Genomic DNA, 25986 nt, shown 5'->3' with positions numbered 1-25986 from the left:
TTTTTTTAAGCATTGAGTTGGCTTCGATAGGACAGTGCTTCAGAAACGTGTTGAGCTTGAATGTGTTCACTTTGAGCCAAGTCGGCAATGGTTCTGGCAACACGTAACACCCGATGATAGGCACGCGCAGATAAATTCATTCTCTGCTGGGCTAACTGTAAAATATTCTGTGCAGTAGCATCCAAAACTGCTTGTTGCTCCAATTGCGTCGGCGTCAGTGCCATATTGGATTTTTGCTGACGCTCTATTTGTAACTCATAAGCTTGAATGACACGATGCCTAACCGTACTTGAGTTTTCAACCTCTTGCGAACTTTGTAATTCATGCGCTGCCAGTGGCGGGACATCTATATGTAAATCAATACGATCTAATAATGGACCTGAAATACGGTTTTGATAGCGTTTAATACTTTCAGCACTACATTGACAACGGCTGTCTTGGTTAAAGGCATAGCCACATGGGCAAGGATTCATTGCTGCGATCAATTGAAAATTCGCAGGGAAGGTGATTTGACGAGAAGCCCGTGAAATCACAATTTCTTTGGATTCGAGTGGTTGCCGTAATACCTCCAATACCTTTCGATCAAATTCAGGCAGCTCATCTAAAAATAAAACCCCTAAATGTGCCAAGGTGATTTCACCCGGTTTAGGATTTGATCCGCCACCGACGAGGGCGATCGCAGATGCAGTATGGTGTGGCGCACGAAATGGACGCTGCCCAAAATGATGATTTGCACCTGCAATGGAATAAATACTCGCGACTTGCAAATTTTCTTGCATATCTAAGGGCGGAAGAATGCTAGCCAAACGTGAGGCGAGTAGGGTTTTTCCTGTACCCGGTGGGCCACGAAATAGTAGGGAATGACCGCCAGCCGCCGCAATTTCTAAAGCACGACGTGGTCTCAGTTGACCTTTCACATCAGATAAATCAAAAGGGTAATTGTGTTGATTGGCTGACGATGTTGAAGGGTGGCTACTGATTAAGGCTGAACGACTTAAATGTTCACACACATCCTTAAGATGCTGTGCAGGAAAGACTTGGAACTCCGGCAGTTGTGCCGCTTCATCGGCATTGAGTGCCGGTAGAATCAGATGATGCCCGATATGCTGACAGGCAATGGCTATACTTAAGATGCCACTGACAGGTCGTAAATAACCATCAAGTGCCAATTCTCCAATAAATTCAAAACCATCTGCTGCATTTTCAGGAAGTTGTCCCGACGCGATCAGAATCCCTAAAGCAATGGCGAGATCTAAACGTGAACCATCTTTGGGTAAATCTGCGGGTGCTAGATTAATGGTCAGACGTTTGGTCGGAAACTGAAAGCCGCTATTAATAATCGCAGAGCGGACACGGTCTTTACTTTCACGGACGGCGGCCTCAGGTAGGCCCACAATGGTCAATGACGGTAGGCCTTGGCTGACATGAACTTCAACTTCAATTTGGGGTGCATTTAAGCCGAGCAAACCCCGAGTATAGATTTTGGCAAAAGACATATTATTGTTCCGTTATGGTGCATTATTTTTAATCGTTATGCGTCTTTTGTTGCACTAAAAAGGTGCTTATTTTTTGTTCTGAATTTTTTGTTCGAGTTCTTCGACGTGTTTCAACAATTCATTTAAACGTAAATTGGCATTATTCAGTGCAGTACGTTGGCGTTCGATTTCTTCTTTCGACACGAGATCCATTTTGCTCACAGCTTCATTGAGTAAGCTGCGAAGATTATGTTCGACGTCTTTTTTCGGCTGATCGATTTGTTCTAATATCGCTTGTAATAAGGTTTCAATCATTGTTTAGACCATCCTCAGTGATTTGGTGGCAGCAGTTTAACATCGCCACATTCATGACCATAGTGCTTTCATTCAAATATGCGTTTAATCGATCAGTAAAATCGTAATTCTTCTAGTAAAAACGTCTATTTTTATAAGCATACGCAAGATTATCCGTATAAAATAGGTTATAAAGAAATCTCATGCTGGGCTGACTATTTTCCCCCGACTGTAGTCATATTGGCATGAAAATTGAACATAAAACCTTACAGGTGAAATAAGCCGAAGGAAAACAAAACATGAAGCTCGTAACTGCAATTGTAAAACCTTTTAAATTAGATGACGTGCGTGAAGCACTCTCTGAAAATGGTGTTCAAGGGATCACTGTCACTGAAGTTAAAGGCTTCGGTCGCCAGAAAGGTCACACTGAACTTTATCGTGGTGCTGAATATGTGGTTGATTTCTTACCAAAAGTAAAAATCGAAATCGCAATCAGTGATGAAATGGTCGATACCGTAATTGAATCAATTACTCGTGTTGCAAGCACAGGAAAAATTGGCGACGGTAAAATTTTTGTAAGCAATCTGGAACAAGTCATCCGTATCCGTACTGGTGAAACAGGTGCAGATGCCGTTTAAAAAATTGGCATGAAGTTTGCTGAGTAGCTAATAACTCAGAAAATCAGGTCGGGGGATACGAATGAAAAAGATGCTAATTGCACTCGGCTTGTCCAGTGCACTTTTAGGTGGTTCTGTTGCGTGGGCTGAAGAAAGCGCAACAGCACCTACAGAAGAAGTCACAGTAGTTGATACTGCAAATACAACAACGCTAAATACAACAGAAGCTGCAGTTCCAGTTGAAGCAGCGCCAGCACCTGCAGAACCAGCACCTACAGAAGAAGAACCTAAGCTCGATACAGGTGATACAGCATGGATTTTAGTATCCACTGCACTTGTTTTACTCATGACAATTCCCGGTTTAGCATTGTTTTACGGCGGTATGGTCCGTAAGAAAAATGTACTCAGCACCATGGCACACAGTTTTGTTGCTGCGGGTGTCGTGAGTTTAACGTGGGTGATTGTGGGTTATACCTTAGCATTTGGTGAAGGCAATGCCTTTATCGGTAGCTTAGACAAATTTATGTTGTCGGGCATCACCACAGAAGCCTTGTCCGGTACGATTCCAGAGATTCTTTTTGTTATTTTCCAAATGACATTTGCCATCATTACCGTTGCCATTATTAGCGGTTCGATTGCAGAACGTATGAAATTCGGTGCTTTCGTTGCGTTCATCGCAATTTGGAGTGTCGTGGTTTATGCACCAATTACCCACTGGGTATGGGGCGGTGGTTGGTTAGGTAACGACGGTGCGCTTGATTTTGCGGGTGGTACGGTTGTTCACATCAACTCAGGTGTTGCGGGTCTCGTTGCAGCGTACATGCTTGGTAAACGTATGGGGCTTGGCCGTGAATCTATGGCACCACATAACCTAACGCTAACTGTCATCGGTGCAAGCCTTGTATGGGTAGGTTGGTTCGGTTTCAACGGTGGTTCTGCACTGGGTGCAAATGGTTCCGCTGGTTATGCATTGGTGGTAACACAAGTTGCAGCAGCGGCAGCAGCAGTGGCATGGTTAATTACTGAAAAAGTGGTTCGTGGTAAAGCGTCTGTCTTGGGCGGTGCTTCTGGTGCGGTAGCAGGTCTTGTGGTGATTACACCTGCGGCAGGTTTCGTAACCGTTGGCGGCGCTTTAGCGATGGGTCTGATCGGTGGTGTGGTTTGCTTCTGGGGGATTACTGCGCTGAAACGTGCGTTGAAAGCGGATGACTCTTTGGATGCGTTTGGTCTACATGGTGTAGGTGGTATCGTGGGTGCGATCCTTACAGCATTCTTTGCCAGCGAATTCATCATGGGTGATAAAGCACCGAGCAACTTAATGCATCAATTATGGGTTCAAGTCGAAGGTGTACTAGCGACTATTGCTTACTCAGCTGTGATGACATTCATTATCTTGAAAGTGATTGATCTAGTGATTGGCATCCGTGTTGAAGCTGATGACGAACGTATGGGTCTAGACTTAAGTCAACATGGCGAACGTGTAGAATAATAAGATCACAGTAAATCAATATATTGTGTAAAACAGCCCGAAAGGGCTGTTTTTTTTCCATATCTAGCGTAAAGCTCTACAAATTTCAAAATTTTTGCTACACTCTAAATCCATTCGGATTTGTTCAATTTAACCGCTATGCATTGTCCATTTTGCAACGCTGAAGACAGTAAAGTGATTGACTCACGTCTTGCTGCTGAAGGCTGTCAGATACGCCGCCGCCGTGAATGTATTAGTTGCGGTGAACGTTTTACAACTTTTGAAAGCTATGAAGTGGTGATGCCGCGTGTCATCAAGTCTGACTCAAAGAGCGAACCTTTTGATGAAGCCAAGCTCCGCCGCTCGCTCATGCATGCCTTGCAAAAGCGTCCAGTAACGCAAGAGCAAATTGAAACGGTACTCAGTGATATTCAATTGCAAATTCGCCGTTTGGGTGAACGTGATGTGAAATCACGCACCATTGGTGAAATTGTCATGCAGTCATTGTTCGCTTTAGATCATGTGGCTTATGTACGTTTTGCTTCTGTGTATCAAGACTTCCAAGATGTAGAAGCTTTTCGTCGTCAAATTGAACAAATGCAGCAGCGTGAGCACTAATGCACATCTGCTTCCATTTTTATCATGAGTGATTACATGTCTGAGTTAGATCAAGTGACGTTGCAGCAGCATCAACAGTGGATGCGGCGTGCAATTGCATTGGCACAGCAGGGGCAATACAGCACGCGTCCTAACCCCAATGTAGGCTGTGTGATTGTCAAAGACGGTCAATTGGTTGGTGAAGGCTTTCATCCAAAAGCGGGTCAGCCGCATGCAGAAGTCTTTGCAATGCGTGATGCAGGTGAGGCCGCACGTGGCGCAACCGCTTATGTGACTTTAGAGCCATGCGCACACTATGGACGTACGCCACCTTGTGCCAAAGGCTTGGTAGAAGCAGGTGTTGCTCAAGTCGTTGTGGCCTGTCCCGATCCCAATCCATTGGTTGCGGGTAAAGGTGTACAAATCCTACGTGATGCTGGCATTGAAGTGATTACGGGTATTTGTGAAGCAGAAGCGCATCAATTGAACTTGGGTTTTTTAAAAGCCATGGCGACGGGCATGCCTTATGTCCGGCTCAAAGTCGCATCGAGCCTTGATGGGCGTACTGCCATGGCTTCAGGTGAGTCTAAGTGGATTACGGGTGCAATGGCGCGACAAGATGTACAGCATTGGCGTGCGATATCAGGTGCTGTGATTACTGGGATTGAAACAGTATTAGCCGATGATTGCTTACTCAACGTACGTCAGCTCGATGACGCTGTTGACATGCGTAACGTGGTTCAGCCGAAACGTATCGTGCTAGATCGTCAAGGCCGCTTGCCATTAAGCGCAAAAATATTGCAGCAACCTGAAACCGTGATGGTCATGGGGCCATATCGTCAGGAACTTGCTGACTTGGGCGTGGTACAATTTGAAATTCAGCCTTTGGCCGATCTGTTAGCAGCATGCGTTCAACAGTTTCAAATTTATGATGTACTTGTGGAAGCTGGTGCGACACTTTCGACCGCTTTCTTACAAGAACATTTGATCGATGAAATGATCAGTTATGTTGCACCGACCTTGTTGGGTCAGTCAGCACGTGCGATGTTTAATGCGGAATTTGACCGCATGGCAGAGCAGCTTCGATTTAAGCTGAAAGATGTCACTCAATTGGGTGATGACATCCGCTTAAGGTTAATCCCTTCTCAAGAGACGCTATGAATTCAGAGTCTACGGTTTATCACAAACGTCGTCATGCGGCTCGTACCACAGACGAATATCTTTTCCATCAGTTGGTTCCTTATTTGGGAAACAAACGCCGCCTATTACATCTGATTTTAGAAGCACTTGAGCAAACGGGAACCTTAAAACGCGAAGATGGTCGTGCGCCGATATTTGCAGACTTTTTTGCAGGTTCGGGTGTGGTATCACGGTTGGCTCGTCAAAACGGCTATCGTGTTATTGCCAATGACTGGGAACCCTACAGCCATGCCTTGAACAGCGCGATTCTCTCTTGCGTTGAAGCACCTGCTTTTAAAGAGTTGGGTGGCTATCAGAAAGCGATTGATTATCTGAACCGTTTGCCAGAAGTTAAAGGTTGGGTGACCCATAACTTGTGTCCACGTAATGATGAAATCTACGATCCGGCACGTGACCGTTTATTCTTTAAACGTCGTAATGGTATGCGTATCGATGCGATTCGTCAGCAAATTGCAACTTGGCAGGCTCAAGGCGCGATTGATGATGTGGAAATGAGTGCTTTGTTGGCACCGTTATTGTATTCAGCAAGTTTTGTCAGCAATACCAGCGGTGTATTTAAAAGCTTTCATCATGGTTGGGGTGGTAAAACCCAAGCAGCCTTAGATCGTATCGGTTCATTGTTATGGCTGACCCCAAGTCGTTTTTGTGAAATTGGTGATCCGAAAAAACCCGCTGCTGAAATGTGGTGTGTCGACGCACAGCATTTGGCCAATCAAATGAGCGGCTTTGAAGTAGATGTGGCTTATCTCGATCCACCATATAACCAACATGCTTATAGCAGTAACTACCATGTGTTGAATGCCTTAACGTTATGGGATCAGGTGGATTTACCAACACCAGACACCAAGGGTTTTAAGAGCGGAATCGATCGTGCATGGCGAAAAGAGCGTCCAAGTCCATATAATTCTTCGAAGCATGCGAAAGAAGCTTATGAAAAATTATTAGAAACCATCAATGCACGTTACATCCTGACGAGCTATTCAACCGATGGTAATATCAGCGCCACAGATTTGTTACAAGCCAATTTAAAACGTGGTCGAGTAAGCTTATTGACGCAAGATGTGCCACGTTACCGTGTGAGCAAGCAGCGTCAGTCTGAACGTGCGCGCGTACTAGAGTTTATTGTCATCACGGATACGCATGCCAAATCAGGTCCACCGATCCGTCAGTTGTTGAGTCAATTGCACCATTTTGCAGAATTAGGTGGTGTCGATACCTCTGGTGTGAGTACGCAACTTGATTTGTGGTAAAAATCATCGCCCCATATTTTTCAGGGATTGAACATGTTTACAGGCATTATTGAAAGTCTAGGTAAAGTTGAAAGCATTCAAAACGTGGGTGGCGATGTCCGCTTGCGTATCCAGACAGATTTAGACATGTCGGATGTGCATTTGGGAGATTCTATTGCCACCAATGGCATTTGCTTAACCGTGATTGACTTTGGCAGCAATTGGTATGCAGCTGATGTATCACGTGAAAGTTTAAATCGGACCACCTTGGAACACTGGAAAGCAGGGCAGGTAGTAAATGTGGAAAAAGCCATGTTGCCGACCACGCGTTTTGGTGGACATATTGTCAGTGGTCATGTCGATGCAGTGGGTGAAATCACTCAAGTTCGTTCAGATGCACGTTCAATTTATTTTGAAGTGACCGCACCGAAAGAAATTGCACGCTATTTAGCAGAAAAAGGCTCTGTGACCGTGGATGGTATTAGCCTGACGATTAACCATTTACGTGGCAATGTGCTGAGCTTAAATTTAATTCCGCACACGGCTGAACGAACCAATATCGGTACGTGGAAAGCTGGGGCTAAAGTGAACTTGGAAGTGGATGTTTTAGCACGTTATATTGAGCGTTTATTGCTCGGAGATAAAGCCGCTGAGACCACAGCGCAATCTAAAATTAGCTTAGATTTTCTCGCTGAAAATGGCTTCTTGAAATAAGTTGATACCGAAGAAAACCAAACAGTCTGATTGAAAAATTAGACTGTTTTTTTATTTTTGGTGATAATGCGTCGCGGAATGACATATATGATGAATAATCAGACAGGTGATAATGATTGATTTCTTACTGAATCTGGAACAGTGGTTACCCATGTTATTGGAAAATTATGGTGTGTGGATTTATGCCATTTTATTTCTGGTGATATTTTCAGAAACGGGTTCAGTATTTATGTTCTTCCTGCCGGGAGACAGCCTGTTGCTTGCCATTGGCGCATTATGCTCAACGACGGAAGTGGTGCATTTACACACCATGGGGCTGATGTTATTTGTCGCATCGGTCTTGGGCTACTGCGTCAATTACTATACGGGCAGCGTGTTAGGCATTAAGTACTTTAATAAGCACACACGTTACTTTAAGCCCGAATATATGGTCAAAACCAATAAATATTTTATGAAGCATGGCGGTAAAACGATTTTAGTCGCACGCTTTGTACCTTTTGTACGTTCTTTTGCGCCTTTTGCCGCTGGGTCTGCGCGCATGAGCCTCGGTACATTTATGTTCTATAACGTGCTGGGTGGTTTCATCTGGATTGGATTATTACTTGGTATTGGTTATTTCCTAGGACATACCGTTTCTGCAGTTGCAGATTTGGTCTAAGCCAAACTTAGACATAAAAAAAGCCCACTGTTGTGGGCTTTTTTTATGGAGTCGATGACAACTTAGTGTTTTGTAACGGTCACCACATCAAGGGTTTGAAAAATCGAGCTGCGGGGCAGTTGCTGAATGCTAAAACCACCTTTTTCTGATTCACGGCTGAGATACACCGAAATACTATGAAAGTCTGAATGACTCAGCCAAAGATCTTTGGCACGAATGTCCCATTGTTCTCCAGCAGATAGAGAGGATATTTTCTGGGTAATCTGGTGAATGATGTCCATATTGAATTCCCATCTGGATGCATGATTATATTTTTAGGATGCCTGAAGCATTGTATTTTGAGGGACAATGCTTCAGCCATATGAACATCATGTTGCAAATACATGTCAGTTTAATGACAGTGACCAGATTTCGATCGACAGCTTACGATGCTTGGGATGATGTAGATTCTGTCGAAAAATTGGAGTTTTCTAAGATATAGTCAATTTCTTCTTGTGCGGCAGCTTTCAATTTTGCACGGAAATCACTGACGGCTATTTCGATTTGCGTTTCTGCCTCAAGTTCCAAACGCACGCGTACACTTTCAAGTTCTGACAACATTTGTCCTTCGCTGACCGATAAGCTTTGGCTTAATCCTGCTAAACCCGTTTCAGGATTTTTATGATAGCGAGCGGCATAGTGTTGTACTTCACGATCAAGATTATGCTGCATCATGGTGAGCGCTTGCGTTTGTGCAGCAAAGCGTAACTCTTCGTCACGTTTCAGTTGTTCTGCATAGGCTTGTTCAGCTTCACGTTTTTCTTCTAAGGCTTTTTCTAAAGCCAATTGTTTACGAATGCGAGCATCTTCAATCAGCTGTGCTTTCAAATCTGCATAGGCAGACTCAATTTTGTCAAAAGACACTTGCTGCTGCTGTTGGTCATTGACCAGCCATTGTTGAATGTCTGTACTGGGATTGAGTACATCGCAAACGCGACCAAGGTCATCAATAAAGGTCTGACGAATAGCTTCAGGTACTTTTAACCAGCGCTGTTTAAAGTCTGGACCGACATTCAATGCCATGGTGCATCTCCTTGCAAATAGGGTAAAACCAATATCACGTTAAAGTTTGTGGGTCTGTGGTTGAACGCCCAAACGTCGATATTGTTTATATTTTTCACGCCCGATAATTTTAGCGGGTTCGTTATTTTCAATAATTTCGATAATGTGACTAAAACTTGCGAACTGTTCAAGTGCTTGATCGTTAAAATTAAACACAATCCAGTCGGCTTGCTCAGGCAATTGGGCAGAAATACAGACCGTTGCCTCGGCTTGATCGATACCATGGGGAATGAAACCTGTGTGATCGAAACTCCACAGGCGTTCATCAAGTTGTTGCTGTAAGTCTGGGTCAGCACAATGTAGCCAAATACGTACAGGCTGACGCAGAATCTTACGGCATAAACGACAAGTGCTTTCGACTTGTCGTTCAGGACTTTTTTCAAATAAATAAAAGCTAACTTTAGCCATTCGCTTGAGCACGATTCGCTAAGAATTGCATTAATAATGGCACAGGACGACCTGTTGCACCTTTATTTGCACCTGAGTTCCATGCAGTACCAGCAATGTCTAAATGCGCCCAACGATATTCACGCGTAAAGCGTTGAAGGAAACATGCAGCTGTTACAGAACCTGCTTTTGGACCACCAATGTTGGCAATATCTGCAAATGGAGAATCAAGTTGTTCTTGATAATCTTCAATTACGGGCATGCGCCATACGCGGTCAAAGCTATGTTGACCTGCAGCAGTCAATTCAGCCGCAAGTTCATCATCCGGAGTGAACATACCAGTAAGGACTGAACCCAATGCCACAACACATGCACCAGTGAGGGTTGCAATATCAATCACCAGTGCAGGGTTAAAGCGTTTTACATAGGTCAAGGTATCGCACAGAACCAAACGACCTTCGGCATCGGTATTTAAAATTTCAACGGTTTGACCGCTCATGGTTGTCACGATGTCACCCGGGCGAGTGGCATGACCAGACGGCATGTTTTCTGCAGCAGCAATTGCGCCGACAACATGAATTGGTAATTTCGCTTCACACAGCGCACGGATGGTACCCAAAACTGATGCAGAACCGCACATGTCGAATTTCATTTCGTCCATGCCAGCACCCGGTTTAAGTGAGATACCACCCGTATCAAAAGTCACGCCTTTACCAACAAGCACCACAGGTGCTTCTTCACGGTTTGAAAGGTATTCGATGGTAATAATACGGCCTGGACGGTCAGAACCTTTGCTCACAGCAAGGAAAGCACCCATACCGAGATCAGCCATTTGCTGTTCATCGAGTACAGTCACTTTGAGTTGATCCGGAAATTCAGCTGCAAGCGCTTGAGCTTGTTCGGCTAAATATTCAGGGAAACAGATATTGCCCGGACGGTTACCTAGGTCACGGGTAAAACTTTGACCTGATTGTACTGCAGAAATTAAGTCAAGCTGTGCAGTGGTTAATGGACTTTCAGCAGCGATTAAATGGATCTGCTCCAAAACAAATTCATTTTTCTTAGACTTGTATTCATCAAAGGCATAAGCCGCTTGCGTCAGGCTAAGTGCAAATAAATAATGTTGTTCTTGTGGTAGGGCAGAGATATCGACACTGATCTGTTTGAATTTTTTTTGTGACGCTTTAATAATGGTTTGTGCAATTTTTGCAAATTTATTGACCTGTAATTCAGCAACTTTGCCGAGGCCTAAAAGAGCGCTATTGCGACAAGCGGCAATGTTCGCCACCAAAGGCAGGCTTTCATTGAGTGCTGCTTTAAATTGAGTCGCTTCAATTAAATTATCTAAATCATTGATTTGATATGAAGTAGCTGCATTTGTAACGTACTCAGAATCTACTAATATCAACAAATATTGGCTGGACGCATTCGCTTGGAATGACGTATTAATAGAAAGTTTCATGTGCGGTATTTATGCCTTTTTAAATTTATAAACCATTAAACCATTGAAACATTTATATGAATAGAGTTTCAATGAGCAACAAGGGTATAGGTTTTATATTTTCTACATTCGGGTAAACTAACGCTAGTTTTTATTGGCCCTATTTTTGGAAGAATTAATTTGATTATTCGGCGTTATCTGGTCAAGCAAGTGGTGTCGACATCACTGGTTGTGATTGCCTTATTGACCTTGATCATGATGGGTGGTCGTTTGATCAAGTACTTTGGTGTGGCGGCGCAAGGTCGTTTAGATGCAAGTATTTTATTTAGCATTATTGGCTACCGTTTGCCTGAATTTTTAACCTTAATTCTTCCGCTCGGTTTCTTTATTGGTCTGATGTTGGTCTTTGGTCGTCTGTATGTCGATCATGAAATGGCTGTGCTCAATGGTAGTGGTGTCAGTCGCAATCAATTGTCACGTTTATTGGTGCCAATGACCGTGGTCTTTATGGCTGTTCAAGCATTTTTGATGCTGTGGGCTTCGCCTTGGGGCATCCGCCAGTTTGAAGCATTAACGACTTCACAAGCGGTACGAACAGGCTTTGACTTGGTTCGACCAAAAGAGTTTATTTCCTCTGGGCCCTATACTATTTATGCAGGCGACTTGTCAGAAGACCGTAAAAACTTAAAAGATATTTTCTTCTATCAGCGTGCAGAAAAGGAGGGTAAGCCTGATGTCATTATTTTGGCAAAAGAAGCGACCCGCGTCGAAGTGCCAGATGACAATGCCAATGTCGTTGATTTAGTTGAAGGTCGCCGTTACGAAATCTATCCAGGACAACCGCGCTATTCTCAAGCTGAATTCCAAAGTTATCGTTTACGTTTAGAAAATGATAAAGAAGCAAAATTTGAAAGTACCGAAGTAGAAGCTTTGCCAACCTCGAAGTTATGGGATAACCGTCATGATCCTGTGGTTGTCAGTGAACTTGGTTGGCGAATTTTTGTGCCGTTCGCTATTTTGGTGGCGTTATTGCTTGCCACCGCTTTGTCTGAGGTCAGTCCTCGTCAAGGGCGTTACCTAAAACTGTTCCCCGCCTTACTTATTTTTGCCAGTTTAATCGTGGCTTTAATGGCGATCAAAACGCGGATCAGTAAAGATGAAATGGGCATCTGGGCTTATCCACTGGTCTTAGTGATTTACGGCATTGCAGCAGCATTGTTCTCGCGTAAACAAAAATTAGCGCCCAAAATTAAGAAACAAATTCAGCGAGTGAGGTCTTAAAATGTTGGCACGTCGTATAGTTGCAAAACATGTGACCAAAACTACTGCTTTAGCCATGCTTGGTGCGACCGCGGTATTGGCTGGCTTACAAGTGCTTTTTACTTATTTAGGTGAATTGGGCTCGCTGAAAGAAGGCTATAACGCATGGAATGCTTTGCAGTATGTGTTATGGAGTTCACCGAATTATTTATATGAAATTTTACCGATTTCAGCCTTGATTGGCGCGGTACTGGGTTTAGGGACCCTAGCTTCAAATAGTGAATTGATTGTCATGCGTTCGGTCGGCATCAGCCTTTGGCGGATTGTGGGCTGGGTGATTCGTTCGGCACTCATTTTGGTGGTTTTATCCTTTGCATTAAGCGAATGGGTCATTCCCTATACCAATGAACAAGCCAAAAGCGTCAAAAGTCACCGCACTGCGGCTGAGTTGGGTGAAGTCAAAGGCTATTGGTCGCGTGAAGGTCAGCGCTTTATTTATATTGACTATGCCAATTCGCAAGGTCAAATTAAAGATGTTCAGGTTGTTGATTTTGATGAAAAATATCGTTTGCGAGGCACTTTGGATGCGGAGCAAGGGAATTTTGTTAAAAATGGCTCTTGGTCGCTACAAAATTCAACCCAAGTCGATCTCTTAGCGACGGGTGATGCTGTAGCGAAGCAAAATGCTGAACAGCCGCTTTCATTGGCGTTGCAACCTAAATATGTGCATATGGTTACCATTGACCCTGAAGACCTATCACCGAGTCAATTGGTGAGCTTTATGAGCTATATGCATGAATATAGCCAAGTCCCGAAGACCTACCAATTGGCATTTTGGCAAAAGTTTGGTTCGCCCTTTGCTTTAATTGCCTTGGTGGTGATTGCGTGTTCATTTATTTTTGGACCTTTACGTCAACAGTCGATGGGTTTTCGCTTGGTGATTGCCTTATTTGCTGGACTGGGCTTTTACTACTTACAAGATTTTTTGGGTTATGCAAGTTTGGTGTACGCACCTTCGCCTGCATGGTTCGTCTTTATACCGATTATTTTGATGTTTGTAGCGGGTGGCTATCTGCTGCACCGCGCACGTTAAGTGCATGCAAGATTGAGTAAAACAATGTTGATGACCTAGATAAACCATGGTTGTCACATAGAGTCTTCACCGAAAATTCGGTAAGATAGTATGATTAATTTATAAACGAAAGAGTGTTCATTATGACGGATGCAACTGCTGGCAAAATCCCACACGTATTGGTAATTATGGATGGTGTGGGTCATCGCGAAGCGGTCGAGGACAATGCCTTTTTAGCAGCAAAACGACCAAACTTGACTGCAATGCAGGAAAAGCATCCGCATGGATTGATTTCAGGCTCTGGCGAAGACGTTGGTTTACCTGATGGTCAAATGGGTAACTCTGAAGTGGGCCACATGAACCTTGGTGCAGGACGTGTGCTGTATCAAGACTTTACTCGTATTACCAAAGATATTCGTACCGGTGCATTCTTTGAACATGACGTTTTAGTCGATGCGGTTGAAAAAGCCAAAGCTGCAAACCGTGCTGTACATATCATGGGCTTGTTGTCTGAAGGTGGTGTACATTCACATGAAGATCACATTGTGGCGATGGCTGAATTGGCATTAAAACGTGGTGCAAAAGTTTATCTTCATGCATTCCTTGATGGTCGTGATACGCCACCAAAAAGCGCACAACCTTCGCTTGAAAAATTAGATGCGCTGTTTGCTCAGTATCCGGGTCAAGGTCGTATTGCCACCATGATTGGTCGTTACTTTGCAATGGATCGTGACAACCGTTGGGATCGTGTTGAGCAAGCTTATCGTCTTTTAACTGAAGGTGAAGCTGTGCGTACAGCAGCGACTGCTGTTGAAGGTCTAGAGCAGGCTTATGCAGCTGAAGAATCAGATGAATTTGTAAAAGCGACGCGTATTGGTGATTTAGCACCGATCCAAGATGGTGATAGCGTTGTCTTTATGAACTTCCGTGCTGACCGTGCGCGTGAAATTACCAAAGCTTTTGTGGAAAAAGATTTTGCAGGTTTTGAACGTAAAGTGGTTCCCGCTTTATCAAAATTTGTCATGTTGACACGTTACCAAGCAACAATTGATGCACCTGTGGCTTATATGCCAGAAGCGTTGCATAATTCGATTGGTGAATACCTGTCTAATTTGGGTAAAACACAACTTCGTATTGCTGAAACTGAAAAATATGCACACGTGACCTTCTTCTTCAGTGGTGGACGTGAAGATGAATATCCGGGTGAAAAACGTATTTTGATTCCATCACCAAACGTTGCGACTTATGATTTAAAACCAGAAATGAGTGCTTATGAAGTCACTGATGAGTTGGTTGCCGCAATTAATTCAGGTGAGTACGACTTACTGGTGGTGAACTATGCCAATGGTGATATGGTCGGACATACTGGTGTATTTGATGCAGCAGTCAAAGCAGTTGAAGCTGTAGACACGTGCTTAGGTCGTGTGTATGAAGCTGTGATGGCAAATAAAGGGCACATGCTCGTGACCGCCGATCATGGTAACGTAGAGCAAATGCAGGATTACCAAAGTGGTCAGGTGCATACTCAACATACCACTGAACTTGTGCCGTTTATCTATGTTGGCCCGACCAATGCAACAATTACAGAAGGTGGTGTTTTGGCTGACGTAGCGCCGACACTTTTAACGCTTATGCACATTCCTGTACCAACAGAAATGCAAGGTCGTAACTTGATTACTCTTGAATCTTAAAATGTAAGGAAGCATGAATGACTAAAGCACACTGGACGTCAGTTGTAAGCCTTACAGCCTTGCTGCTGTGTTCTAGTCATTCGACATGGGGAGCCGACAAAGCAAAGTCGGCTTTCGATGAATTTGATGGCAGCTATGAACAAAGTTATGCCGAAGTACCTGTCGAATCGATCCAACAATTTGTTCAGATCTATGGCATTGTCAAAGAAAATTATGTCGTTGAAAAAAATGACGATGCATTATTCCAACAAGCCATCAAAGGCATGGTCAGTGGTTTAGACCGTTATTCACGATATCTTTCACCTGAAGACTATAAGCAGCTTTTGCAATACACCGAAGGGGATATTGCGAGTGTGGATTTCAATTTGCGCTTTGATGCAGGTCTACAGCAATGGGTCATCACCAATTTAAAGCCTGATGCCGATTCAGCAAAGTTAGATCTGAAAAATGGCGCAGCGGTGTTTAAAATTGATGATCAAGAACTCAAAAAACTCAATCAAGATCAAGTGCGACACCTGCTCACCGGCAGTATCGGCTCGACGCTGAATCTACAGCTGATAACTGCAAGTCAACCGGTCAATTTGGTCAGAAACACTAAAGTTGAAACAGATATAGAATCTAAATTATTAAATAATCAGGTTTTAGTTTTACACGTTAAAGTTTTTCAACAAGATACTGCCAATGAAATTAAGCGTTTAATTGAAAGTCATGGTTCACGTGTCAAAGCTGTATTGTTTGATTTAAGAAATAACCCCGGCGGGTTATTGTCCGCAGCAGTGGAGTCTGCCGATTTATTTTTGAATCAGGGCATTATTGTGTCGACTCGAAGTCGATCTGAAGGTGACCAACAATTTCAGGCTTTACCGAGTTTTGAATTTCAAAATATGAAAGTTGGTATTTTAATCAACAATCGTTCTGCTTCTGCCGCAGAGGTCTTTACCGCAGCATTAAAAGAGCATAAACGTGCATGGGTAGCGGGTGAGAAAAGTTATGGTAAAGGTGTGGTTCAAAAACTATTTCCATTGAGTAATGGTGCGGCTTTACAAATGACTGTGTCGCAATATCTGACACCGAATGGCAAAATGATTGAAGGAATTGGGGTGCAGCCAGACTATAACTATCCGCTGCAACATGATGCACGTGAAGATCACTATGTCGATCATGTTGCAGAGTTATTGCTGAATCAAAAATAAACAGCAATACGCTGGAAAACTTTTACTCTTCGTCTTCGGTATCTAAGCCGAATTTTTTCAACCGATAGCGCAATGAGCGGAATGACATACCTAATTTTTTTGCGGCAAGGGTTCGGTTCCAGTGAGTCAAATTCAACGCATTCATGAGCACTTCTTTTTCGATATTTTCTAAAAAGAGTTCTAAACCTTCTTCAGGTAGTTTACGAGGAACCACACTCTGTTCGTTGCTGTTTGCAGCAAGCTGAGCAGAATCATTCGTTGTTGGAGCGGAATTGAACTGAGCACTCGGTTGTCTTAATGGCGCACTTTGCAGATGTTGAAGATCAATTTGCTCATCATCGCAGAGGGTCATGGCACGTTCGATAATATTGCGGAGTTCACGGACATTACCCGGATAATATTGGTTGAGTAGGAAACTCTTCGCACGTTCAGTCAGAGGCTTAGAGGCAATTTCCCATTCATGGCTAATTTTTTGGATAAAATGTTGTGCCAATAAGAGGATGTCGTCGCCACGTTCACGTAAGGCAGGCAACACTAAATCCATCACATGGATACGGAAGAATAAATCTTGGCGGAATCGACCTTGTTGGACAAGAGCTTCTAAGTCCTGATGACTGGCACTGATCACACGGAAATCAACATCAATTTCACAGTCTGAACCTACGGGGCGAATACGTTTTTCCTGTACCGCACGTAGCAGTTTAACTTGCATGGCTAAAGGTAATTCGGCAATTTCGTCCAGAAATAAGCTACCGCCATGTGCAGATTGAATCAGACCTTGCTTGTCTTGGGTGGCACCACTAAAGCTGCCTTTTTTATGGCCAAAAAGTTCACTTTCCATTAACTCTGTGGGAATTGCCCCACAGTTAATAGCAATAAAGGGCCCTTCATTACGGTTGCTTAAACGGTGAACCAGATTGGCCACGACCTCTTTACCCGTACCAGATTCACCCGTAATAAAAACAGGTGCTTGTGAACGTGCAATTTTCTTTAGAGTTCGACGCAATTGCTGGATTGGAAGCGATTCACCAATCAACATTTTATGTTCTAAAGCATCTTGCGAAGTAATGTCTTCGGCCAAAGGCTTATTCAGGGCTTTTTGTAGCAGTTGTTCAAGATGTTTTGGATTGATCGGTTTGCTGACAAAGTCGAAAGCTCCCGCCTTTAATGCGGCAATGGCAATATCCATGTTGCCATAGGCTGTTAGCACAGCAACGGGCAGGGTCGGACAGTGTTCATTCATCCAATCTAAAAGCTGTAGACCATTACCATCGGGTAAGTTGAGATCGGTTAGGCAGGCATCGTAGCTATAGGTAGACAAGGCTTTTTTAGCTTCGTCGAGGCGATGTGCAACATGCGTTTTAACCCCCATCCTTGATAAAGACATTTGCATCAGCATACATAAGTCTTCTTCGTCATCAACTAACAATACCAGTGGTTGTGAATCCACAGTTTTCCCCTAAAAACAATTAAATAACAGCTTGTAAGCACTCAATCCTAAAGCAAGCTCCCTGTTTTTTTTCTACATAGGAAAGCTGTGCTTGATTCGCTTCACAGAAGCTATGAGCAAGATATAATCCTAAACCAGTTCCAGTAATTTCGGTACTAAAAAATGGTTGAAATAACTGTGCGCGGTTTTGTAAAGCAACCCCATGACCGAAATCTCGGACATCGATCTGGACTTTTTTCTGATCCGTACGCGCCACCACTTCGATATACGACATGTCCGGATTGTTATGGCGAATCGCATTACGAATTAGGTTGATTAAAATTTGTCTGAACTGTGCCTCATCAAAATCGATCAAAGTTTTGGCTTGTACATTGAGTCGAATGTTCTGTTGAATGTCTGCTAGATCTTCTTGTAGGAACAGCGGTAAAAATTGTTCTAGATTCAGACGAGTAGGATGGGTTTCCTTATTGCGCACCATATTTAGGGTGTCTTGAATAATTCGGTCAATCCGCACCGCTTGACGTGAAATCATATGATTCAACATGTGCTGTTGTTCGGTATCACTTTGCGGATATAAATCATTGGCATGCACAATTGCGGCTAATGGATTGCGAATTTCATGTGCAATACTGGCGGAGAGTTGCCCTAAAGCGGCTAATTTTAGTTGTTGCACTTGCTGATTGAGTTTTTGTGCATCTTGTAAAATCAGCAAGGTCAGCATTTGATGCGGCACAACGAGTTTTTGTACCAGTACCTGAATGTGGTATTGGCTTTGTTGTGATTCAAATTGGAATTTTTCACCGCTTTTTAAATCTTCAAATTTGAGTAATTCAAATAAATCGGGCTGCGTGGTATACAGTGGATATTGATCATGATGATAAAAATTTGGCATGCCGAGTAAATGGCAAGCAGCAGGATTACTCAGCACCACATGACAGTTTTCATCCAACACCAAATAGCCCGTATCAATCTGCTCCAAGATATAGCGGTTAATGTTTTGTAGTCGATGTAGCTCTAAGGATTGCGAAAAATTCAGATTTTCTAGTAACTGGAAACGTTTCACGGCAATTTGCGCACTGCCATACACCACACAAAATAAAAAAGCCAAAATCGCACTGTTGGTTAAATTTTTGAGTGAGGTAAATTCAAGAATTGAACCTAAAAACAGTTGATACACCACGCAAATCACAGCGATGAGGGTGATGGCCAAAGCTTTTTGGGCATCTAATAACAAGGATGCTGCAAAAATCGTAATCACAAACAGCAAACTCAAATGTAAATTGGGTCCATCGATGGCTAAGGTCAGTAAGCTCAGCGAAATCACATCTACGATGAATAACAGCAGTAGCTGGTTTGGAATACGGACTTTGAAGCGTCCAAGCGACATGAATTGAATGCTGGTAAACAGCAAATAAATCGTCAATACATATAGGTATAAACGTGGGTATTCATAATCTGAAGTGAATTGAGTGTAGGTCAGTAAAAAGACCAGTAACAGACAGGCACTGATGATAAAGCGATAAGCACTGTACCAAAGGCCCAAATGATACTGGTTCAATTCACTATGAATTGAACGCTCTGTCATAAATAACTGGATGTACGTTGTGTTAAGGTTTGATTAACCCGTAGCGAATTGCCAAGTGAGTTAGTTTGACATCACTATCAATATTCAGTTTTTCAAAAATGCGGTAACGGTAGGTATTCACTGTTTTAACACTAACGAATAATTTATCAGAAATTTCTTGTGCACTTATACAATTGACCACCATCATGGCAACTTGCATTTCACGCTCAGACAGGGCGTCAAAAGGTGATTGTTGTGTATCAGACAAATATGAGCTGGCCAGTTGTTCCGCAATGTCTGCACTGAAATATTTGCCACCTTGCATCACTTTATTAATCGCACGGACCATTTCAGTAACTGGTGCACCTTTGGTGATATAGCCTTTGGCACCTGCTTTTAACAATAAAGACGGGTAGGGTTCTTCAGCAAGTCCACTGACTGCGAGGACTTTTGTATCTGGCGCTGTTTGAAGTAGGCGACGTGTGGTTTCTACACCTCCGATCCCCGGCATATTGACATCTAATAGAACGACATTTGGATGGTGTTGGCGAACAAGTGTAATCGCATCTTCACCCGATTCGGCTTGTCCTATGACTTGGACATCTGCATGGTCTTCGAGCATACGGCAAATACCAGTACGGACTAATTCATGGTCATCTACCACCAAAACTGTGATCACCTACACTCTCCCTCAAATCAAAATCTGTTTTTTTTGTTACATAAAGCAAAATAAGCTTGCAATGAAACGACAAAATTAGCAATCCTATTCTTATATGAAATGAAAAACTTCATACACAATGTGTGAGCAAAAAATGTTCGTAGTTGTGACCAATGTACGGCATATTGTTGGTCTTGCGCAAATGTTTAGTATCCTGAGTTGAGTGAGCAATGGTGAAAAAATTAAATAAATCCTTCATGCACGTTTTGGGCATGTCAATTTTATTCAGTATGAGCAGTTTCAGTTCTGCTGAAATTGTGATGAATAGTGCTGCAAATCAGCAGTCAAATATTAGCTGGTCATCTGAAGATGCAAACCAGTTACTCAACGGTGACGTGTCTTATAGCGCTGAAGAGTCATCTCCTCAAGGGTCAACTAAAGTGACTACTTCTGTACGTAGTACAGGCGGTGTGGTACAGACAGCACCATCGAAAACGGTCCGTATTATTGATACCAATCAATACGCAGGTCAGCCTTCTGTAAATGCGCGTGCAGCACTGGTTATGGATGGTCAAACTGGTGAAGTGCTATATAGCAAAAATAGCAATACCGCTTTACCGATTGCATCAATTACCAAACTCATGACAGCAGTAGTGATTTCAGATGCCCGATTAAACATGTCTGAAAAGATTACCTTACAACAGTCTGATTTCTCATGTTCAGGTTGTAAAAGCTCAAGTTCAACACTTCGTGCTGGCGACAGTATGAACCGCGCAGAAGCTTTGCTGTTTGCTTTAATGAAGTCTGAAAATCCAGCGGCTTCGGCATTAGCACGTACTTATCCAGGTGGCCGTTCTGCGTTTATTTCAGCGATGAATGCGAAAGCACGCTCATTAGGGATGAACTCGACTCATTATATGGAATCGACTGGCTTGCACCCAGGCAATGTCGCTTCGGCACGTGATTTGGGGATTTTGGTGAATACCGCTTCGCAGTATGGTTTGATTCGCCAATTTTCAACCACACCAAGTTATGACTTTAATTTGGGCTACCGCGTGTTGAAATCAAACAATACCAATGCTTTAGTGCGTAATGGTGGTTGGAATATTAATATTTCAAAAACTGGATTTATTAATGAAGCAGGGCGCTGTGTTGTGATGCATACCACACTGAATAACCGTCCAGCGGTGGTGGTGTTATTGGGTGCGGATTCTTCAGTGGCACGAACCAATGATGCGACGCGTTTAATGAACTGGGCGAGCCAGTTACCAAAACGTATTTAAACAAGATTTCAGATTTTTCATTCTTTCAGTATTTAGATTTACTCAACGTTTAAATGCTGAAGTGAATGCAAGATATAAAAAAGCCCTGCATGAGCAGGGCTTTTTTATTCAGTCAGAATATGAATTACATATTTGACAGAATTGAATCACGAACTTGATCCATAGTTGCATCAATCGATAACATCACGGCATCTTGGCATTGCTTGATGGCAGTGTCAGGATCTTTTAAACCGTTACCTGTTACAGTACATACGATCACAGAACCTTCAGCAATTTTACCTGCTTTGATGTCACGAATCGCGCCACCGATAGACGCTGCAGAAGCAGGTTCTACGAATACACCTTCGTACATAGATAGTAGACGCTGTGCTTCTAAGATTTCAGCATCTTGCAGTTCGTCAAACCAACCTTCTGAGTCGCGGACTACGGCTTTAGCATGGTTCCAGCTTTGTGGATTACCAATACGGATCGCAGTTGCTACAGTTTCAGGGTTTTCTACAGGTGCGCCGCGTAGGAATGGTGCCGCGCCAGCAGCTTGGTAACCCACCATTGTTGGTAGACCCGCAGGTTTTGGACCTGTGAATTGATCAGTTTCAGGATCATAAACTACTTGTACAAATTCTTCTTTAGGCTGATTCGCCACAGCTTCGGTATAACCCATCCAATGTGCTGTGATGTTACCCGCATTACCTACAGGTAGGCAGTGGTAGTCTGGTGCACGACCTAATTCGTCAACGATTTCGTAAGCAATGGTTTTTTGACCTTGCAGACGGTATGGGTTGATTGAGTTTACAATCGTAACTGGTGCTTGATCCGCAACTTCTTTTACAAGACGCATACCGTCATCGAAGTTACCGTGGATTTGCATCGTTACCGCGCCATACATCATCGCTTGTGCCATTTTACCCATGGCAATTTTGCCTTCTGGGATTAACACGAATGCTTTAATACCCGCACGTGCAGCATAAGCCGCTGCGGCAGCAGATGTGTTACCTGTAGAGGCACAGATAATCGCTTTTGAGCCTGCTTCCACTGCTTTTGTTACGGCCATGGTCATACCACGGTCTTTAAATGAACCAGTCGGGTTTAAGCCCTCGTACTTCACATAAATTTCAACATTTTTGCCAATAATGCGTGGAATATTCTCAAGCTTAATCAGTGGCGTATTACCTTCGCCCAAAGAAATTGCGCGAGTAGTTGCAGATACGGGTAAACGGTCGCGATAGCGGTCAACTAAACCAGTATAACGATTGGCATTAGACATGATGATGTTCCAATTGTGTGTAGAGCTTGGCGAGAGGAACTGAAATATTCCCCTCGACCCGATTAATTATCAAGCGATTCTAAACGAATTCGTACAATTTCGCCATGAATGACAGGCAATGCTTGAATTTGTTGAAGGGCTTCATCCATTTTAGATTCTTTGACTGGATCAGTCAGAATCACGATAGGAATAAGGTCTTTTAAGCGCGGCTGTTGCATGATCGCATCGATGCTAATTCCTGCACGGCTTAAAATCGTAGTGACATCAGCAAGAACGCCTGTTTGATCTTCGGCATTAATACGGATGTAGTATCCAGTGGTCATTTCTTCACGCGGAAGAATTGGTAAATCGGTCAGTGCTTCAAAAGCAAGCTGCGGAATTGTACCTGCGCCATCTTCGGTATATGAGATGTCACGGACAATATCAACAACGTCAGCAACCACGGCTGATGCTGTCGGGCCTGCACCTGCGCCTGCGCCATAGTAAAGCGTTGGACCAACGGCATTTGCTTGAACCAATACAGCATTTTTAACGCCATTTACATTGGCAATCAGTTGGTCTTCAGGGATCAGCGTTGGATGAACACGAAGCTCAATACCCGTTGCAGCACGACGTGCAATACCTAAATGTTTAATACGGAAACCAAGGTCTTCTGCATATTTGACATCTTGCGCAGTAACTTTGCTGATGCCTTCAGTGAAGACTTTGTCAAACTGGAGTGGGATACCAAAAGCAATAGAAGCCAGCAATGTTAACTTGTGCGCTGCATCGATTCCTTCGACGTCGAAAGTTGGATCTGCTTCGGCATAACCGAGTTCTTGCGCTTCTTTGAGAACGTCTGCAAAGGCACGACCTTTTTCACGCATTTCAGTCAGGATAAAGTTACCAGTACCGTTAATGATACCTGCAAGCCAGTCAATTTTATTGGCTGCCAAACCTTCACGGAGGACTTTAATAATTGGGATACCGCCTGCGACAGCTGCTTCATAAGCAATCTGAACGTGATGATCATCGGCCAATTTAAATAATTCATTGCCGTGTTCAGCTAATAAAGCTTTGTTGGCTGTAACCACTTGTTTGCCATGAACGATTGCTTCACGAATTACTTCATACGCAGGGTGAATGCCGCCCATAACTTCAACCACAACGTCTACATCGGGTTGACGGACGATATCTAATAAATCAGCACTTTGCTTCACTGAAGCAGGTAGTTCTAAATCAGGACGAGGGCGACGCGTACCCACATGGGTAATTTCAATTTCACGACCGGTGCGACGTTTAATCTCAGCAGCATTTTCTTTTAGTAGTTTAAGGGCACCACCACCCACAGTACCAAGACCGAGGATTGCCAGACGAACTGGTTTCACGTCACACTCCATTTATTTCATCATTGCTTTAAGTGAGTTTAGATCATAGCTAAAAAAACGTTCGGACTCTAGGGTAGAAATCACTTTATTCCCACCCATAAAAAACATTCATTTAGCCTATAAAAATTAGTTATTTAAGCGCACTTTCAAGTTCGGAAGCCGACATGTACGCACCGATGTGTTTACCTTCTGCGTTATAGATCGCTGGCGTACCATTCACACCAATATTTAGACCCATTTCATACATGCTGCGCACTGGGTTTTTACATGATGCAGGCTCGATTTGCTCACCGGCAATAGCTTTATCAAATGCGGCACGACGGTCTTTGCTACACCAGATATTTTCCATCATTGGCATGTGTTGTTCACCACGTGGCCAAGCGATATAACGGACTTCAATGCCGCGGGCATTAATATCATCCATTTGTTCATGTAATTTGTGGCAATAAGGACAGCTGACATCGGTAAATACATAAACCACGTGTTTGGTTTTACCTTTGGCTTTATAGATTAGTAAGTCTTCAGTTTTTAATTGATCAAATAATTTTTTGTTGGCTTCTGCTTGTAGGGTATCGCCTACATTAAAGAGTTGTTTTTCACCTAAACGAACCACGTCGCCTTGGAAAATGTATTTACCATCAGCTGTAGCATAGACCGCAGGCATGCCTTCAAAGCTGACCCAAAACAAATTAGGAACTTCAGTCGCTTTCACCCCAGTGACTTTGGCATTGATATTGGCTTTTTGCAGATTGGATTGCAAAGTATCAATTAAACGCTGCTGAGCATTACGTTCAGATAAATTCGAAGCTTCACCAGTTGCAGGCGTACTTGCCGTTAATGTCGCGTCTTTCTTTTCATCATTATTTGAATTAGAACAAGCCACTAACGCCATGCTGGCAACAAGTGTCGATGCGAGAAAAAATTTTGAACGGGTAAATAACATAAACAACCCTTTTCTTTTAGCTTTATCAAACAGGTGAGTAAGCATAGCAAAAAATATCGGCCACGATAGAACTTCTTGGTCTGATATTTCCTGCCGTTAAGCTCTCGGATGATAGTCTGCATGTAATTTTTGCATACGAACTTGCGCGACATGGGTATAAATTTGAGTGGTAGACAAGTCACTGTGACCGAGCAGCATCTGCACGACACGTAAGTCGGCACCGTGGTTGAGCAAATGCGTGGCAAAGGCGTGGCGTAAGGTATGTGGTGATAATTCAGTTTGAATACCTGCAATGAGCGCATAGCGTTTAATCGCGTACCAAAAGTTTTGGCGACTCATCATTCCACCGAGTTGAGTGAGAAATAAAGCATCGGTTGCGCTTTTGTATAAGACGGGACGTGCTTCAGCTAAATATTTCTCGATCCATTCCACCGCCATTTGACCTAAAGGAACTAAGCGCTCTTTATTGCCTTTACCAGTAATCCGTAAATAGCCTTGTTTCAGATTGATCAGTTCTAATCTTAAATTTAATAACTCAGAGACACGTAAACCACAGGCATACAGCACTTCGAGCATGGCACGATCACGTAGACCCAATGCGGTGTTGAGGTCTGGGGCATTAATCAGGGCTTCAACATCTGCTTCAGATAAATCCTTTGGTAGGGCACGACCCAATTTGGGTGTTTTATGGATTGCAACAGGATTGTCGCTGCGTATTTTTTGTTCACGCAAGAACTTGAAAAATGAACGCAGTGCAGAAAGTGAGCGGGCGATCGAGCGAGGGCTTTTTCCTTGTTTCGTCAGGCTAAGCAAGACATCTGAAATGTCGTCACTGCTCCAATCAGTCATGACATGCGTATGACACTCACTGCATTGAATTAAATCAGATAAATATGCATTTCGTGTATGTGGACTGACGGTTTGAGCTATTAAATCATCACGATATCCGTGTAAAAAACTGAGTGATTCTGGAATTTGGACTGGGGTCGGGATTCGTGGTTTTTTATTTAACATGTGCCGCTCATTTTTGAAATTAAACCAAGAAATCACAATGGTTTAA

General features: G+C 43.3%; 25 protein-coding genes. 12 read left to right on the top strand and 13 right to left on the bottom strand.

The window, feature by feature from the left end; translation table 11 throughout:
* Positions 1-5 precede the first annotated feature (5 nt).
* Positions 6-1496, bottom strand: coding sequence for a YifB family Mg chelatase-like AAA ATPase (locus FTU79_RS10305; RefSeq protein ID WP_180049873.1), 1491 nt, complete (start codon positions 1494-1496; stop codon positions 6-8).
* A gap of 66 nt (positions 1497-1562) precedes the next feature.
* On the bottom strand, positions 1563-1790 hold the full coding sequence (locus FTU79_RS10300; RefSeq protein WP_078189551.1) for an accessory factor UbiK family protein: 228 nt from the start codon (positions 1788-1790) through the stop codon (positions 1563-1565).
* 278 nt (positions 1791-2068) lie between these two features.
* Here FTU79_RS10300 and glnK point away from each other — a divergent pair, with 278 nt between their 5' ends.
* The 7 genes from glnK to FTU79_RS10265 all read left to right on the top strand — a co-directional run bounded on the left by glnK (position 2069) and on the right by FTU79_RS10265 (position 8252).
* A complete protein-coding gene (gene glnK / locus FTU79_RS10295) occupies positions 2069-2407 on the top strand; it encodes a P-II family nitrogen regulator (protein ID WP_067763174.1) in 339 nt (112 codons plus the stop codon).
* Between the two features lie 61 nt (positions 2408-2468).
* Complete coding sequence (locus FTU79_RS10290; protein WP_180022078.1) at positions 2469-3875, top strand: ammonium transporter; 1407 nt, start codon at positions 2469-2471, stop codon at positions 3873-3875.
* 138 nt (positions 3876-4013) lie between these two features.
* A complete protein-coding gene (gene nrdR, locus FTU79_RS10285; protein WP_067763170.1) occupies positions 4014-4472 on the top strand; it encodes a transcriptional regulator NrdR in 459 nt (152 codons plus the stop codon).
* A gap of 36 nt (positions 4473-4508) precedes the next feature.
* Positions 4509-5612: a bifunctional diaminohydroxyphosphoribosylaminopyrimidine deaminase/5-amino-6-(5-phosphoribosylamino)uracil reductase RibD gene (gene ribD / locus FTU79_RS10280; protein WP_180024232.1), complete on the top strand. Its 1104-nt coding sequence runs from the start codon at positions 4509-4511 to the stop codon at positions 5610-5612.
* On the top strand, positions 5609-6901 hold the full coding sequence (locus FTU79_RS10275; RefSeq protein WP_078189462.1) for a DNA adenine methylase: 1293 nt from the start codon (positions 5609-5611) through the stop codon (positions 6899-6901). The genes ribD and FTU79_RS10275 overlap by 4 nt, the downstream gene beginning before the upstream one ends.
* Positions 6902-6934: 33 nt before the next feature.
* Positions 6935-7594, top strand: coding sequence for a riboflavin synthase (locus tag FTU79_RS10270; protein WP_180035947.1), 660 nt, complete (start codon positions 6935-6937; stop codon positions 7592-7594).
* Between the two features lie 112 nt (positions 7595-7706).
* The gene (locus FTU79_RS10265; protein ID WP_078189460.1) at positions 7707-8252 is read left to right on the top strand and encodes a VTT domain-containing protein; all 546 of its coding nucleotides are present in this window, start codon (positions 7707-7709) and stop codon (positions 8250-8252) included.
* Between the two features lie 62 nt (positions 8253-8314).
* On the opposite strand, the gene FTU79_RS10260 is transcribed toward FTU79_RS10265, so the two are convergent.
* From FTU79_RS10260 to FTU79_RS10245, 4 genes are all read right to left on the bottom strand, one after another.
* Positions 8315-8533, bottom strand: coding sequence for a hypothetical protein (locus FTU79_RS10260; RefSeq protein WP_180035948.1), 219 nt, complete (start codon positions 8531-8533; stop codon positions 8315-8317).
* Between the two features lie 142 nt (positions 8534-8675).
* Positions 8676-9314, bottom strand: coding sequence for a hypothetical protein (locus FTU79_RS10255; RefSeq protein WP_180049871.1), 639 nt, complete (start codon positions 9312-9314; stop codon positions 8676-8678).
* A gap of 39 nt (positions 9315-9353) precedes the next feature.
* Positions 9354-9761 (bottom strand): DNA polymerase III subunit chi, encoded by a 408-nt coding sequence (locus FTU79_RS10250; RefSeq protein WP_078189457.1) that lies wholly within the window; start codon positions 9759-9761, stop codon positions 9354-9356.
* The gene (locus FTU79_RS10245) at positions 9754-11202 is read right to left on the bottom strand and encodes a leucyl aminopeptidase (protein WP_180039925.1); all 1449 of its coding nucleotides are present in this window, start codon (positions 11200-11202) and stop codon (positions 9754-9756) included. The genes FTU79_RS10250 and FTU79_RS10245 overlap by 8 nt, the downstream gene beginning before the upstream one ends.
* 159 nt (positions 11203-11361) lie before the next feature.
* On the opposite strand from FTU79_RS10245, the gene lptF reads away from it, so the two are divergent.
* The 4 genes from lptF (at position 11362) to FTU79_RS10225 (ending at position 16397) form a co-directional block, all read left to right on the top strand.
* Positions 11362-12462, top strand: coding sequence for an LPS export ABC transporter permease LptF (lptF, locus tag FTU79_RS10240; protein ID WP_180049869.1), 1101 nt, complete (start codon positions 11362-11364; stop codon positions 12460-12462).
* Position 12463: 1 nt separating this feature from the next.
* Positions 12464-13534 (top strand): LPS export ABC transporter permease LptG, encoded by a 1071-nt coding sequence (gene lptG, locus FTU79_RS10235; RefSeq protein WP_180039929.1) that lies wholly within the window; start codon positions 12464-12466, stop codon positions 13532-13534.
* A gap of 122 nt (positions 13535-13656) precedes the next feature.
* Positions 13657-15204, top strand: a complete 1548-nt coding sequence (gpmI, locus tag FTU79_RS10230) for a 2,3-bisphosphoglycerate-independent phosphoglycerate mutase (RefSeq protein WP_180049867.1) — start codon at positions 13657-13659, stop codon at positions 15202-15204.
* Positions 15205-15221: 17 nt separating this feature from the next.
* Entirely contained in the window at positions 15222-16397 is a 1176-nt protein-coding gene (locus tag FTU79_RS10225; protein ID WP_180049865.1) for a S41 family peptidase, read from the top strand.
* 22 nt (positions 16398-16419) lie between these two features.
* Here FTU79_RS10225 and FTU79_RS10220 read toward each other — a convergent pair whose 3' ends face one another.
* From FTU79_RS10220 to FTU79_RS10210, 3 genes are read right to left on the bottom strand one after another with little or no spacing between them, the layout of a single operon-like run.
* Positions 16420-17847 (bottom strand): sigma-54 dependent transcriptional regulator, encoded by a 1428-nt coding sequence (locus FTU79_RS10220; RefSeq protein ID WP_180049863.1) that lies wholly within the window; start codon positions 17845-17847, stop codon positions 16420-16422.
* 19 nt (positions 17848-17866) lie between these two features.
* Complete coding sequence (locus FTU79_RS10215; RefSeq protein WP_180049861.1) at positions 17867-19432, bottom strand: PAS domain-containing sensor histidine kinase; 1566 nt, start codon at positions 19430-19432, stop codon at positions 17867-17869.
* A gap of 22 nt (positions 19433-19454) precedes the next feature.
* Positions 19455-20090 carry a response regulator gene (locus tag FTU79_RS10210; RefSeq protein ID WP_078189449.1) on the bottom strand — a complete coding sequence of 212 codons (636 nt, stop codon included), beginning with the start codon at positions 20088-20090 and terminating at the stop codon, positions 19455-19457.
* 212 nt (positions 20091-20302) lie between these two features.
* Between FTU79_RS10210 and FTU79_RS10205 the strand changes: the two genes are divergently transcribed.
* A complete protein-coding gene (locus tag FTU79_RS10205) occupies positions 20303-21352 on the top strand; it encodes a serine hydrolase (protein ID WP_180049911.1) in 1050 nt (349 codons plus the stop codon).
* Between the two features lie 124 nt (positions 21353-21476).
* Here FTU79_RS10205 and thrC read toward each other — a convergent pair whose 3' ends face one another.
* The 4 genes from thrC to xerD all read right to left on the bottom strand — a co-directional run bounded on the left by thrC (position 21477) and on the right by xerD (position 25940).
* Positions 21477-22616 (bottom strand): threonine synthase, encoded by a 1140-nt coding sequence (gene thrC, locus FTU79_RS10200; RefSeq protein WP_078189447.1) that lies wholly within the window; start codon positions 22614-22616, stop codon positions 21477-21479.
* A 62-nt stretch (positions 22617-22678) separates the two neighbouring features.
* On the bottom strand, positions 22679-23983 hold the full coding sequence (locus tag FTU79_RS10195; RefSeq protein WP_078192857.1) for a homoserine dehydrogenase: 1305 nt from the start codon (positions 23981-23983) through the stop codon (positions 22679-22681).
* Between the two features lie 130 nt (positions 23984-24113).
* The gene (locus FTU79_RS10190; RefSeq protein ID WP_180049859.1) at positions 24114-24926 is read right to left on the bottom strand and encodes a DsbC family protein; all 813 of its coding nucleotides are present in this window, start codon (positions 24924-24926) and stop codon (positions 24114-24116) included.
* 96 nt (positions 24927-25022) lie between these two features.
* Positions 25023-25940, bottom strand: a complete 918-nt coding sequence (gene xerD / locus FTU79_RS10185) for a site-specific tyrosine recombinase XerD (RefSeq protein WP_180049857.1) — start codon at positions 25938-25940, stop codon at positions 25023-25025.
* Positions 25941-25986: the final 46 nt, after the last annotated feature.

The sequence above is a fragment of the Acinetobacter sp. YH12144 genome (genome assembly GCF_013418345.1).
GTDB classification, from domain to species: domain Bacteria; phylum Pseudomonadota; class Gammaproteobacteria; order Pseudomonadales; family Moraxellaceae; genus Acinetobacter; species Acinetobacter amyesii.
Note: the sequence above shows the minus strand (reverse complement) of the source record. Positions and strands in the feature narration are given on the sequence as shown.